The organism is Actinoplanes solisilvae (assembly GCF_003999975.1).
In the GTDB taxonomy this organism is placed as follows: Bacteria; Actinomycetota; Actinomycetes; order Mycobacteriales; family Micromonosporaceae; genus Actinoplanes; species Actinoplanes solisilvae.
The window spans coordinates 57,417-70,973 of record NZ_RJAC01000036.1 but is presented as its reverse complement, the minus strand read 5'-3'; the positions used below and the strand labels follow the sequence as shown (position 1 = coordinate 70,973).

At 71.5% G+C, this 13,557-nt stretch carries 10 protein-coding genes; 1 reads left to right on the top strand and 9 read right to left on the bottom strand.

All coding sequences use genetic code 11. The features are described from left to right. Positions 1-1,856: glycoside hydrolase family 65 protein (locus EER30_RS43225; protein ID WP_164842720.1), on the bottom strand; the 1,856-nt coding region annotated here is incomplete at its 3' end. A 7-nt stretch (positions 1,857-1,863) separates the two neighbouring features. Beyond that, on the bottom strand, positions 1,864-2,082 hold the full coding sequence (locus EER30_RS43220; protein ID WP_127508089.1) for a PLDc N-terminal domain-containing protein: 219 nt from the start codon (positions 2,080-2,082) through the stop codon (positions 1,864-1,866). A gap of 483 nt (positions 2,083-2,565) precedes the next feature. Here EER30_RS43220 and EER30_RS43215 point away from each other — a divergent pair, with 483 nt between their 5' ends. Beyond that, positions 2,566-3,846, top strand: coding sequence for a wax ester/triacylglycerol synthase domain-containing protein (locus EER30_RS43215; RefSeq protein ID WP_127508087.1), 1,281 nt, complete (start codon positions 2,566-2,568; stop codon positions 3,844-3,846). Between the two features lie 35 nt (positions 3,847-3,881). On the opposite strand, the gene EER30_RS43210 is transcribed toward EER30_RS43215, so the two are convergent. The 7 genes from EER30_RS43210 to EER30_RS43185 all read right to left on the bottom strand — a co-directional run bounded on the left by EER30_RS43210 (position 3,882) and on the right by EER30_RS43185 (position 13,537). Next, on the bottom strand, positions 3,882-6,035 hold the full coding sequence (locus EER30_RS43210) for a bifunctional polysaccharide deacetylase/glycosyltransferase family 2 protein (RefSeq protein WP_127508085.1): 2,154 nt from the start codon (positions 6,033-6,035) through the stop codon (positions 3,882-3,884). Further along, the gene (locus tag EER30_RS43205; RefSeq protein ID WP_127508083.1) at positions 6,032-6,310 is read right to left on the bottom strand and encodes a hypothetical protein; all 279 of its coding nucleotides are present in this window, start codon (positions 6,308-6,310) and stop codon (positions 6,032-6,034) included. Before EER30_RS43205 ends, EER30_RS43210 begins: the two co-directional genes overlap by 4 nt. A 106-nt stretch (positions 6,311-6,416) precedes the next feature. Continuing rightward, positions 6,417-7,280 carry a universal stress protein gene (locus EER30_RS43200; RefSeq protein WP_127508081.1) on the bottom strand — a complete coding sequence of 288 codons (864 nt, stop codon included), beginning with the start codon at positions 7,278-7,280 and terminating at the stop codon, positions 6,417-6,419. Between the two features lie 20 nt (positions 7,281-7,300). Continuing rightward, entirely contained in the window at positions 7,301-9,982 is a 2,682-nt protein-coding gene (locus EER30_RS43195; protein ID WP_127508079.1) for a bifunctional acetate--CoA ligase family protein/GNAT family N-acetyltransferase, read from the bottom strand. Between the two features lie 17 nt (positions 9,983-9,999). Beyond that, positions 10,000-11,010 (bottom strand): alcohol dehydrogenase catalytic domain-containing protein, encoded by a 1,011-nt coding sequence (locus EER30_RS43190; RefSeq protein WP_127508077.1) that lies wholly within the window; start codon positions 11,008-11,010, stop codon positions 10,000-10,002. Beyond that, on the bottom strand, positions 10,971-11,603 hold the full coding sequence (locus tag EER30_RS47735) for a hypothetical protein (protein ID WP_164842719.1): 633 nt from the start codon (positions 11,601-11,603) through the stop codon (positions 10,971-10,973). The genes EER30_RS43190 and EER30_RS47735 overlap by 40 nt, the downstream gene beginning before the upstream one ends. Before the next feature lie 314 nt (positions 11,604-11,917). Beyond that, a complete protein-coding gene (locus tag EER30_RS43185) occupies positions 11,918-13,537 on the bottom strand; it encodes a methyl-accepting chemotaxis protein (protein ID WP_127508075.1) in 1,620 nt (539 codons plus the stop codon). Between the last annotated feature and the right edge of the window lie 20 nt (positions 13,538-13,557).

Below are 13,557 nucleotides of genomic sequence, written 5' to 3'. Positions count from 1 at the left end.
TAGTAGGCGAAGTTGCGTACCTTGTCCTCGGCGGTGAACGCGTCTCCGCACCAGTGCATGGCGAGTACCAGGTCGGCCTGCTTGACGACCTGGGTGCGGTACAGATCGAGGTAGGGGTAATGGAGCAGGAGCGGGTACTCCTCGGGCCGGGTGGTGGCGAAGTCCCATTCCTTTCGCAGGGTGAATCCGCGGACCTGGGGGTGCACGCCGAGTTGTTCGTCGTACGGGACGGACATCGCCGCCGCGGCGGTGCGCCAGGCGGCGACCTCGTCGTCGCGTACGTCGAGCGCCGCGGCGCGATCCGGGTGGCGTTCCACCACGTCGGCGGCCGCGGTGAGATTTCGGCGGGCCATGAGGTTGGTGTAGACATTGTCGTCGGCGAGCGCGGTGTACTCGTCCGGACCGGTCACGCCGTCGAGGTGGAACGCGCCCCGCCGGTCGTGGTGGCCGAAGGAAGCCCACATCCGGGCCGTCTCCACCAGCAGGTCAACCCCGGCGTCCTGTTCGAGCACCAGGTCGCCGGTCGCGTTGACGTGACGGACGACCGCGTCGGCGATGTCCGCCCCGACGTGGACCGCCGCCGTGCCGGCCGGCCAGTAGCCGGAACACTCCTGACCGCCGATGGTCCGCCACGGGAAGGCGGCGCCGGACCAGCCCAGGGTGGCGGCTCGTTCGCGGGCCAGACCCAGGGTGGAGTGGCGCCAGCGCAGCACCTCGGCCGCGGCGTCCGGTTGGAGGTAGGTCAGCACCGGAAGGACGAAGCGCTCGGTGTCCCAGAAGGCGTGGCCGTCGTAGCCGGGGCCGGTCAGGCCTTTAGCCGCGATGGGCCGGCCCCGCACCTGGGCGCCGGCTTGCAGGATGTGGAACAGGGCGAGGCGGACCGCTTGCTGCACCTCGGCGTCCCCGTCCACCTGGAGGTCGGCGCAGTCCCAGAAGGCGTCCAGGCGGGCTCGCTGAGCGCCGAGCAGGCCCTCCCACCCCTCGAAACGTGCGCCTTCGAGAGCCGCGGCGACCCGATCCCGCAGCGCGGACCGTGAGCGGTGCTCCGACCAGCTGTAGGCCAGCAGCTTCACCAGTCGCAGCCGCTGCCCTGGCGCCAGACGGCAGACCACCGTGGTGCGGGCGAGATCGTCGCCGGCCTCGGTGTCGCATCGCAGGCCGGACGGTCCCGTCAGGACGTGATCCATCCCGGCGGCCAGGTGCAGACCGCTCTCCCTGGTCTCGTGCATCAGCAGCGCGCGGGTGCCGTCGGCGTGGCTGGTCTCGGCGACCAGCGGCGCGCGCAGCACGGCCGAGACCCGGGGGTCCCGCATCGGGCCCGGCAGCGTCTCGTTGGCGACCAGCTCCGATTGGACGATGACCCGCACGGGCGCGTCGACCGGTTCGACCTCGTACTCGATCGCGGCTGTGGAGCGGTGGGTCAAAGAAACCAGGCGGGTGGAGCGGATCCTTACGGTGGGCCCGGCCGGGGATCGCCAGACGACCTCGCGGCGCAGCACCCCGTCGCGCAGGTCCAGCACGCGCTCATGGTGAAGCAGCCGGCCGTCTCGTACGTCGAAGGGCTCGTCGTCGACCAGCAGGCGGATCACCTTGCCGTCGGTGACGTTGACGATGGTCTGGCCGGATTCCGGGTAGCCGTAGCCGCCCTCGGCGTACGGCAGCGGCCGCAACTCGTAGAACGAGTTGAGATAGGTTCCGGGCAGGGCGTGCGGGTCGCCTTCGTCGAGGTTGCCGCGCAGCCCGAGGTGTCCGTTGGAGAGCGCGAACAGCGACTCCGACCGGGCCAGCAGCCGCTGCTCGAGACGGGTCTCGCGCAGCTGCCACGGTTCGACGGCGTACGCCCGGGGCCGGCTCACGGCGGCCTCATCCCCGCCGGCGGCGGCCCCAGATGAGGTACACCGGTGCCCCGATCGGCTGGATGAAGATGGCCGGCCACCACGCGGCCTTGGGGCCGCGGATGCGCGAGGACGGACGGCGAGCGAGGTCGACGGCGGCCACGGCCGTGCACACCAGTTCCACCGCGGCCAGCCACGCCAGGGCCGACCGTTGCCGAGGTTCGAGCTCCTGCCAGGTGCGAGTCATCGCTGACCTCCGGACGTTGCTGATCGAGGCGGCGCGCCGGACCTCGAATCTCGACCCGCCCGCTCCGCACCTCGAAGGGTGCACTCGAGACGTCCCACGCCACAGGGTCGAACGTCCCGGGGGTCGTGCCACATCGAGGCCTCAGCCGCGTCCGCGCTCGTGTGGAGGCGGCCGTCCTCGAACCGGAGGAGTGCCCCAAGGGCCGGCTTGAACAGTCAGCCCACCGTCCCCGGGCTGACCGGGACGATCGGCCTTGAAGCCGGTGTTCACAGCGTCGGCCTGCATGACGGCGGGCGTGGAGCCGGCGTCCAGGCCGCCCGGGCGGAAGTGGTGCCGAAGGACCCTACTGGCCGATGCGTCCAGCGTTGATCATTTGAGAAGGCCCTGGCGAGACGTCCGGGGAGGCGTCGTGGCTCGCGTCCGCACCGCGTCCCGCGCCGCCCCGGCCCGGGCAGCCACGCCCCGAGTGATCGGAGACCTGTGATGAAGCGTGACGTGGATCAGCCGTCCCGAGAACGGGTCAGCAATGCCGATCTCGCCGTCCTCGCCATGGACCGTCCTTCAGCGCCCGAGCAGTTCGCCGTCGTGCTGGTCCTCGGTCCCGGATTCGATGTCGCCGAGGGCATGAGAGTGCTCGGTGAGCGTGTCCGACGGATCCCGCGGTTGCGGCAGTGCCTCGTCCGCGTCCGCGGCAGAGCCTTCTGGGCGCCCGACCCCGTCTTCGACCCGGCCCGGCATATGTACAAGCTCCGATGCCGGCTTCCGGGCAACGAACGGGCGCTGCTCGAAGCCGCGATGCCGGAGTTCAAGCGGTGGCTGCGCCGGGACCGGCCGCTGTGGCGAGCCGTCTTCGTGACCGGCGTCGAGGAGGACCGCACCGCCCTCGTCCTGGTGGTCCACCACGCGCTCGTCGACGGGCTCGGCGGCCTCGCCCTCCTGCGGCGGCTGTTCGACCAGGCGGAGCCGACCGAGGAGAGCACGCCCGCGCCGGGTGATGACGACCGCGGTTGGTGGCGCGGCTTGCGCGACGCGATGGCCGCCGGTGGCGGGCTGTTCCCTGGGGGCGTCGCGCCCAGCTCGTTGCTGCGCCCCACCGGGCGACGGCGGCGGGCGGTGGCCGCTCACGCCGACCTCGCCGCGGTGCAGGAGACTGCCCGGCGTTCCGGCGCCACCGTGAACGCGGCGGTGCTGGTGGCAGTAGGCGAGGCACTACGTCGTCTGCTGGCCCACCGCGGCGAGCGAGTCACGGAGATCCGCGTCGGCGTGCCGGTGGCCGGCGACAGAACGGGCGCCGGCAACGCGGTCAGCCCGCTCCTGCTGACGGTACCTGTCACCGGGTGCAAGGAGGACAGGATGGCCCGGGTCACGGCCGCCACGCGGGCCGGACGCCACCGGGCGGCGGGACCGGCACCGATCAGCCTGCTGGGGGGCGCCTTCCGCTTGTTCGCCGCGACCGGCGGCTACCGGTGGTACATGAACCACCAGCGACGCCTGCACATCGTGATCAGCTGCCTGCGCGGTCCTGATCACCTGGTGAATCTTGCCGGTGTAACGGTGCGCTCCATGATTCCCGTCGTACCCGGCGGCTCCTCCAATCTCACGCTGTCGTGTCAGGCGTTGTCCTATGCCGGATCACTCACCGTGACTGCTGTAGCCGACCCGGCTCGCTGCCCTGACCTGGACTTATTCGCCCGGAACCTGCAGAACGAACTTGATCTGATGTCCGGTCGCTCCACCAGCGGGCACCGGAGGGCGCGGGCGTGACCACACGGCGGCTGCTGATCGGTGACGGTGGGTCTTCAGCCGACCGGCGCCGGCCGGGTCACCTCCCCGGTGCGACGCAGTTTCTGCCACCGCAGGCGCCGACCGGCGACGGCGGTCAGGGCCGAGTGCAGCAGAACCAGGTACATGAGCTGGCGATAGAACACCTGCTGCAACGGCAACGTCCACAGCGGCCGGAGGCTCTCGTGGTCGAGGCGGAAGGCGATCGCCGACGTCACGGCCTGGATAACCATCATCGACAGCCAGCCGATCGTGGCCGCCCACCGGTCGAGAAATACCAGCCCGTACACCGCCATGATGTCGAGCAGCGGCGCCAAGAGTGGTAGCAGCACGCTGAACAGCGTGACCAGCAGAAGGCCCCGTCGCCCGAACCGCCCGGAAGGACCTCGTTCGATCACCGCGCCGCGGTGCTTCCACAGCGCTTGCATGGTGCCGAAACTCCAGCGATAACGCTGTCGCCACAGCTGCCTCAGGCCGGTTGGCGCCTCCGTCCACGCGCGTGCGGTTTCCTCGAACACCACACGCCAACCGGCACGGTGTACGGCGATGGTGAGGTCGGTGTCCTCGGCGAGCGTGTCGACCTGTAGCCCGCCCGCGTCCTCGACGGCGCGGCGGCGGAACGCTCCCAGCGCCCCGGGAATGGTGGGTATGCAGCCGAGCATGTCGTACAGGCGGCGGTCGAGGTTGAAGCCGACGACGTACTCGATGTGTTGCCAGGTGCCGAGCAGACTGTGCCGGTTGCCGACCTTGACGTTGCCCGACACGGCGCCCACCCGCGGATCGGCGAACGGTTGCACGAGCCGGTGGATCGCATCCGCCTCCACGACCGTGTCGGCGTCCACCATGACGATCAGGTCGTGGCGGGCGAACGCCACCCCGGTGTTGAGGGCCGCTGCCTTGCCGCCCGACGGAGTCCGGATCACCCGGACGTTGTCCAGGCGCAGGCCGGTCACCACGGCCCCGGTGCCGTCGGTGGACGCGTCGTCCACCACGATCACCTCGACGCCGGGATGCACGGACTGCGCCAGCGACCGTACCGCGGGCTCGATCGTCTTCGCCTCGTTGAACGCGGGGACGACGATGGTGACCGGGTCGGATACGGGTGGTCCCCAGCTCCAGCCCGGTGATCGTCGCCGGCGGGCATGCCGCTGGGCGGTCACCACGACCAGCAGGGTGCGGCCCAGGAACAGCACCCCGGCGGCGAACAGCAGCAGCCAGAGAAGTTCCAGCGTGAGGTCGGCCGTGCGGACCATCCACACCAGCGCCCAGCCACGCGACCTCTCCGCGAAGCCGGCTTGCGGGTTGGCCGCCGGGATGCTTCCGGCCAGGGCAGCGGAGACGGTGGTGAAGCGGTAACCGCGGGCCTGGAGCCGGGGAATGAGCCGGTCGAGTGCCGCGACGGTCTGCGACCGGTCTCCGCCGGCGTCGTGCAGGAGAACGATCGCGCCCGAGGTGCCGGCGGGTGTGGCGTTGCGGACGATCGCCTCCACCCCCGGCCGTTGCCAGTCCTCACCGTCGAGGTCGTTCAGAACCGTCAGATATCCCTGGTGGGCGGTCTCGCGCAGGGTCGGTAGGTCGCTGTTGTCGAGGGCGTCGGCGATCGACGAGTACGGCGGGCGGTACAGCGAGCTGCTTCGTCCGGTGGTGTATGCGATCGCGCCCCGGGTCGCGGAATGTTCCAGGCCTCGCAGCCACGTCGGCAAGGCGGCCACCCGGGGGTGGGTGAACGTGTGCACGCCGATCTCGTGCCCCTCGGCCGCGATGCGCCGGGCCAGTTCCGGGTGGCGGACTACCAGCGAGCCGAGCACGAAGAACGTGCCGCGGGCCTGATGGCGGTGCAGGACGTCGAGAATCCGCGGCGTCCACCGCGAATCAGGTCCGTCGTCGAAGGTCAGAGCGATCGTCCGGGCCGGCATTCGGTAGGTGTGCGGTGAGGTGCCGGAGACGTCGATGACCGGTCCGCCGGACGCGACCGCCGCCGGCACCGCGTCGGCCGGCTGCTCCTGACCGGGTTCACTGTCCGGGGCGAAGTCGTTGCGCAGATAGGCCTCGACGAGCAGCATGTTCGCCAGCAGGCCGAGCAGCGCGACCAGGACGAGCGCGATCAGGTGGGGCCCGCTCCGCCGGGCCGGTCTCGACGTGGTCTGGTGCGTGCCGTGGTAGAGGGTCATTCCAGCGCCCCGCTCAACTGGCTGATCCAGAAGGCGAGCAGCAGGATCAGGAGCAGGGCGCCGACCGTGAGGGCGCCGGCCCGCAGCCGCCGGCGGCGAACGCCGGAGGTGTCGGAGAAGACCGGCTTCGGCAGCTCGTGGAAGTGTGCGATCTCGGTGTGGGCCCGCTCGATGGGCGGTACGCGGCCGATCACCGGGCCGAGGCGCACCCGCCCGGTGACCCGTCCCACCGCGCGGGGGCCGGGGTCTGATGAGTACCGCGGTTCTCGCTCCATGATTTCGACGCTAGGCGGCACCCGGCCGGGTCCACACGTATCGGAAGCCCTGAATGGGGGAGCCCTTGGGCATGAGCGCCGGTCTCTCGCCGTGGGTGTGAGCTGATCAAGCGCTGTCCCGCTGGGACTCGTGGGCCACCATGACCGGGCAGGAGGAGTGCCGCAGCAGGTGCTGGCTCACCGAGCCGAGCAGCAGGCCCCGCAGTGCGCCGCGGCCACGGGTGCCGACGACGAGCAGCCGGGCGTTGCGGCTGGCCTCGATGAGTGCCCCGGCGGGGTGTTCGACGACGGCCCGGGCCGTGACCGGCACCTGGGGGTACTTCTCCCGCCAGGAGTTGACCAGGTCGTCGAACGAACGCCGGACGCCGGTGGGAACGGTTTCCTCGACGGGTGTGCCATGTGCCGGGGCCCAGGCCCGGATCAGTTCCAGCCGTGCCCCACGGGCGGCGGCCTCGTGGAAGGCCAGGCTCAGGACGGTGTGCGTGGACGACGACTCGTCGATGCCGGCGACGACGGGGCCGTGCGGGTCGAGGCGGCCACGCACGACGACGACCGGGCAGTGCGCATGCGCGGAGACCGCGACGCTGACCGAGCCCAGCAGTCCGGCCACCGCGCTGTGCCCGTGCGCGCCGACGACGATCAGGTCGGCGTCCGTGGATCGATCGATCAGTGTCAGGGCCGCCCCGGCGTCCACCGTCGCGGTCTTGGTGCGTACCTCCGGATGGGTCGCGGCGGCCGTGGCGACGGCCTCGGCCAGGGTCTCCCGGATGCCCCGCCGGATCTCCTCGGCGGGCAGGATCGAGGTCGCCGGGACCATCGCGGCCGCCGGGGCCCAGCCCAGGGGCCATTCGCAGGAATAGAGGAACTCGACGAGCGCTCCGCTGCGGGCCGCCTCGTCCAGGGCCCAACCGGCGGCAATCCTCGATTGCGGTGAACGGTCGTACCCGACGATGATCTTCTGGCTGGTCATGACGGCCTCCTTCCGAGGCGCTAGACCGCGCGCAACGCGCGTGACGTGGCATCCGGTTCCCGGCCGGCCGGCGCGAGACGCAGCTTGGCGTCCACCGCGACGACGCCGCCGGGACCGGCGAGTACGGGATTGAGGTCGAGCTCGGCGACCTCGGGAAAGTCCTCAGCCAGCCGGCCGACTCGCAGCATCAGGTCCTCCAGGGCGGCCGTGTCGGCCGGTGGCGACCCGCGGTATCCGGTCAGCAGGGGCGCGCCGCGCAGGCCGCGCCACATCCGTCCGGCATCGCGATCGGTCACCGGGACCAGCCGCAAAGCGCGATCGCCGAGCAGGTCGGTGTGCACCCCGCCCAGCCCGAGGAGCACCACCGAGCCGAACAGCGGGTCGTGCGCCACCCCGGCGACGAGCTCGACCGGCGCGCTGTGCTGTCGCTGGACGAGCACACCGGTGCCGGGGCGGCCGGCGGCCGACACCTTCGCGAAGGCCTCCTCGACCTCTTCCGGGCCGGTCAGATCGAGGCGTACGCCGCCCGAGTCGGTCTTGTGCACCAGCTCGGAGTCGGCGCACTTGAGTACCACCGGATAGCCGATCCGCGCGGCGGCGGCCATCGCCTCGGCCGGTGTGGCGCACAGCGTCGCCGGGAGCAGCGGAATACCGTACGCCGTGAGGATCTCGGCCGTGCGCCGGTAACTCTGCCATCCCCCTCCGCCGGCCAGGGCCGCCTCCACCGCCGCCCGTGCTTCGCCGGTGCGCACGCCGGCCAGCTCGGGACGCCGACCCAGCGGCTGGTTTCGCCACCGCGCATACCGGGAGGCGTGGGCCAGCGCCTGGACCGCTCGTTCCGGCAAGGGATAGACGGGCGCGCCCCGGGCGCCGAGTCGAACGACGTCCTCGGCGCCGATCACGACGGCCGCGACCGCCAGGGCGGGGTGCCGGTCGACCACGGCAGCCAGCGCGTCCCGGATGCCGGCGGTGTCGTTGGCCCGCGTGCCGATGATGACCAGCAGGAGCATGTCCGCCTCACCGGAGGAGGCGACGATCTCCGCGGCCGACGCGAAAACGGCGGCCGGTGCGCCCGCCCCCAGGTCGATCGGATTGTCGAGACCGGTGATGCCGTGAGTCTCCGCCGTCAACCGTGCGCACAGCGCAGGGCTCAGGGAGGGCACCGTCAGGCCGCCGGCCTCGGCCGCGTCCGCGGCGAGCACGTTGAGGCCGCCCGCGTTGCCGACCACGGCGAGACGGTCGCCGGTCGGTAGCGGCTGGCCGGTGAGCATGCGGGCGGCGTCCATCAGCTCGCCCAGGCCGGCCGGCCGGACGACTCCGGCCTGCGCGAACAAGGCGTCGACGGTCGCGGCCGGGGCCGCGGCCGCGGCGGTGTGCGACGCGCCGGCCCGGCGCCCGGAGTCCGAACGGCCGCTCTTGAGGGCCAGCACCGGCTTGCGGCGGCCCAGGGCGCGGACCGTCCGGGCGAACTTGCGCGGATTGCCGAACGACTCGAGGTACAGGGCGACCGCCTGCGTGGCAGGGTCGTCGTACCAGTAGGCGATGAGATCGTTGCCGCTGACGTCGGCCTTGTTGCCGAGCGAGACGAAGCTGGAGATGCCGCATCCGGCGCGGGTCGCGTCGTCGAGGAGCGCGATGCCGACCGCTCCGGACTGCGCCGCCACGGCGAGCCCGCCCGCGAGCGGCGCCGACGGTGCGAAGCTGGCGTTCAGGCGTACACCGGGGTCGGTGTTGACGACGCCGAGGCAGTTCGGGCCGACCACCCTGATGCCGTGGCGGCGGGCGAACGCGACGAGTTCGTGCTGCCGTTGACGGCCCTCGGGCCCGGCCTCGCCGAAACCGGCGCTGAGCACGACCGCCCCTCGTACGCCGACCCGGGCGCCGTCGGCGAGCACCGGCGCGACCTGGTCGGCCGGTACGGCGACCACGAGCAGTTCGACGGGAGCGGGCAACTCACGCACGGATCGATGGGCGGTGATGCCGGCGACGTCCTTGCCGCTGCGGTTGACGACGTGCAGACGGCCCTGGAAGCCGTACTCCCGCAGTGCCCGCACCGTCTCGTGGCCGACGCCGCCGGGGCGGTGGCCGGCCCCGACGACGGCCACCGAGGCCGGTGAGAGCAGGGCGCGCAGCGAGGCCCGTTCGGCGACGCGGTCGCGGGTGTCCACGGCCGCCGAGTCGTCCCCGGTGCCGAGCCCGAGGTCGATGATGCCGTCGCCGAACCGGGACCAGGCGTGTGCGTTCAGGTCACGGGCGACGCGCAGCATGGCCATGTTGGTGGGCAGCACCTCGCCGACCAGTTCCTCGATCCCCTGCCGCCGGGCCAGCGTGGCGAGGTGCTCCAGCAGCAGGGTGCCGACGCCGCGGCCGTGGTGCGCGTCGGCGACGAACACAGCGAACTCCGCCCGCCGGTCGGTGTCGTCGGTGCGCTCACACTCCGCGACCCCGATCACCTCGTCGCCCTCGGCGGCCAGGACGGCGAGGTGCCGGGTGTTCTGCGGGCGGCAGAGGCGGTCGACCTCCGCCGCGAGCGACGCGGAGCCGGGCGACGCGAAGAACCGCGACCGCAGACTGTCCGGACTCGCCTGCCCGTAGAGGGCGGCGAGGGCCGGCCGGTCACCGGGGTCCACCGGCCGGATCTCGACGATCCGGCCGTCCGAGGTGAGGACGTGTGTGGTGGCGTTCAGGAGGGCGCCGTCCATGATTGTTCCCCTCGAGGTCAGGGCAGCAGCACCAGGCGGGCCGGGACCCGGCTGTGCAGCACGTCGTCGATCGCCTCGTTGATGTCGTCGAGGCCGCGCGTCTCGTAGAACACGCGGGTGCGCCCGGCGGCGTGCAGCCGGAACACCTCGGCCAGGTCGGCCCGGGTGCCCACGATGGATCCGATCACCGAGATCCCCTTGAGCACGGTCTGGAAGATCGGCAACGACATGGTGTTGTCCTTGGGCAGCGAGACCAGGACCAGCCGGCCGCCACGCCGCAGGCAAGCGTGAGCCTGCTCGAGCACCTTGGGGTCGGCCGCGAGAACGATCGCCACGTCGGCGCCGCCGAGCGCCTCGATCGCCGCGACCGGGTCGGTGGTGGCCGCGTTGACGACGTGGGCCGCGCCGAGCTCCTTGGCCAGGGCCAGTTTCTCCTCGGTCACGTCGACCGCGATGGTTTCGCCGCCGAAGATCTGCGCGTACTGCTGGGCGAGGTGACCGAGGCCGCCGATGCCGAAGATGGCCACGCGGTCACCCGGCGTGACCCCGCCGACCTTGACCGCCTTGTAGGTGGTGACGCCCGCGCAGGTGAGCGGCGCCGCTTCGGCGGGGTCGATGCCGGCCGGTACGGCGACCACGTAGCCGGCGTCGGCGATCAGATACTCGGCGTGCCCGCCGTCGAGCGCGTAACCGGTGTTGAGCTGGCTCTCGCAGAGCGTCTCCCAGCCGCTGACGCAGTAGTCGCAGGTGCCGCAGGCGTGACCGAGCCAGGGGATCGCCACCCGGTCGCCCGCCTGGTGCCCGGTGACGTCAGCGCCGGCCTTGTCGACGATCCCGACGCCTTCGTGGCCCGGGATGAACGGAGGCGTGGGCTTGACCGGCCAGTCGCCACGAGCGGCGTGGATGTCGGTGTGGCACAGGCCGCTCGCCTCGATGCGGACCCTGATCTGTCCCGGGCCGGGCTCGGGTACCGGAACCTCCTGGACCGTCAGCGGTTCGGTGAAGCTGGTGACGACTGCTGCTCGCATGGGTCTCTCCTCGCTTGATCTCCCTTCAGCCTGGTGGACGGCGGGACGGCCGGGCAGGGCCGAACGTCCCGGACCGACGGGACCCCTGCCTGGCGGCTGGAGGAGGAGGACACGCTCGTACTGCGTCGATGCCTCAGGAAGCTGAGGTAGGCGCTCGCCCGGTGGCGGGACCTTTCCTCCCTCTGCCGGTCGCCCTCGGCGAAGGGGGATTTCCGCCAGCGCCACAGCGCGGTCGTTCTGAGTTCGTACTCGTCCATGTCCCGGTATCTGCGGTCTCCAGCCGCGGCCAGCCGGAACAGTCTCGCCCTTTCCGCCTCGAGCCCTTCCGCCCACCGGGCGTGTGACCTCTGGGCCTTCCTCGCGTAGGTCCGCGCGCGCTCGTTCCAGGGCACGTCACAGTGCAGGTACCCGCGCGGGATCGAGAGGGGCCAATACTCGGGATCCCCGTCGGCCGGGGCGATCAGAAAGCCCGCGCACGCGACGACGCCGTTCTCGTCGGCCAGCGGGCACGCGTTCGATGCGGTCGGACCTCGGCACACAGTGACAAGGTCTCCCTTCCGTGGATCCAGGATCCGAATCTCGGACCTATTCATCGCCTTGCCTCCTCACGAATCACCCGGCCGCTGTCACCGGTTTTGGAACGTCCTGTCGCGTCGAGCCTGTACCGGTGCGATCGCGTGTCCCAGAGGCGAACGACCCGGAACCGGGAGAGCGGTCGAGACCTGTGCCCGGCCCGGGTGGCGACCGTCCGTCGCCTGGGCCACGCGTCGGGGCAGCAAGCGCTGAATCCACTCAGCTCGGTGGCGGATGCGCAGGTGTCTGCCGTGCGTGGATCGTCCTTCGTCCGCAGTCGCCGTCGGACGAGAAGCCGACGGCGCCGGGGACCGGGAAGAAGGTACGTACGCTTTCAGTAGCGGAAGGTTGCCACGAGGGATTGCAGGTCATGGGACGCGTGGCCGAGGTCCTGCGCGGTGTCCTGAGTGCGTGAAGCACCGGTGCTCGTCCGCTCCGCGGTCTGCGCGACGTCCTGGATGCTGCCGGCGATCTCGCCCGCTCCCGTGGCGGTCTCCGCCACGTTGCGGCTCATCTCCGCGGTCGTCGCCGTCTGCTCCTCGATCGCCGACGCGATAGCCAGTTGGGTGCTGTTGATCTCGGACACCACCGTGCCGATCCGCGCGATCGCCTCGACTGCCGCCTCGCTGCCGCCACGGATGGCGGCGATCTGCCGCACGATGGTCTCGGTCGCCGTGGCGGTCTGCTCAGCGAGGTTCTTGACCTCGCCGGCGACCACCGCGAAGCCTTTTCCGGTCTCACCGGCACGCGCGGCCTCGATGGTGGCGTTCAACGCCAGCAGGTTGGTCTGCTGGGCGATCGCGGTGATCAGGTCGACGACGGATTGGATCTCCGCGGAGGCGACGCCGAGCCGTGCGACCGTCTCGTTGGCGTCGGCGGTGGCGCGGACGCCGTCCTCGACGATCTCGGACGCCCGGCTCGCGCTGCGGGAGATCTCGGCGATGGACGCGCTCATCTGTTCCGCGGAGGCGGCCATCGTCGAGACGATCGCGGAGACCTCCTCGGCGCCGGAGCTGACCACGCCCGCCTGGGAGCTGGTGCCGGCGGCGCCGTCCGCGAGCTGCGTGCTGATGGTGCCCAACTCGTCGGCGGCGCGCGCCACCCGGGCGGCCTCGGCCGCCACCCTGCCCACCAGCACCTGCATGCGCTCGGCGAAGCGATTGAAGCTGCGCGCGGCCTGACCGATCTCGTCGCGGCTGTCGTCGTGGACGCGCTGGGTGAGATCGCCTTCCCCGTCGGCGATGTCGCGGAGCCGTCGGTTCAGCGCTCGCAGCGGCCGGGTGATCGAGCGGGTCAGGAGCAGTCCGAGAGCCGCGCCCGCGGTCACCGCGCCGGCGCCCGCGGCCAGCATGAGTGCCGACGATGTGCGCGAGGCCGCCGTGGCGGCGGCAACGGCGGCGGCGGACCTGTCGTCGATGGAGGCGACCAGGTCGTCCACGGCCGCCGCCAGCTTGGTGAAGATGGCGATCTCGTCCACCGCGACGAGCCGTTCCGCGGCCGTGACGAGTACCGGATCGCCGGTCCGGAAGTTCGCGATGATCTTGGCATCCATCGTCATGAACTCGTCGAACATCGCCGTCGCCGAGCTGACGGTGGCCCGGTCCTGGGCCGTGAGCCGGGCCTGGCTCAGCGCGTTCAGCTCGGTACGGAAGGCTTCGGCCGCGGCGAGGAAGGCCGCCCGGCTCTCCGCACTGTCGGCCGCCGCGTCCGGCACGCCCCTGGTCACGTCGAAGGCGTACGCGGTCTGCCAGCCGTTGAAGTCAGCCGACCGAAACTTCACTTGCATCGCCAGGCTGGTCGCTGTGCGGTAGTCCTGCACGTCCGCCGTCGCCCGGCGTTGATTCGAGATGGCCGACAGCCCGACGACGATCATGGTGATCATCAGCCCCAGAAGAATCGCCATGCTGGACATCAGGCGTACCGCAATCTTGATCTTGCGAAAGGTTGCCGGCACAGAAACCACCTCAGCTCAGT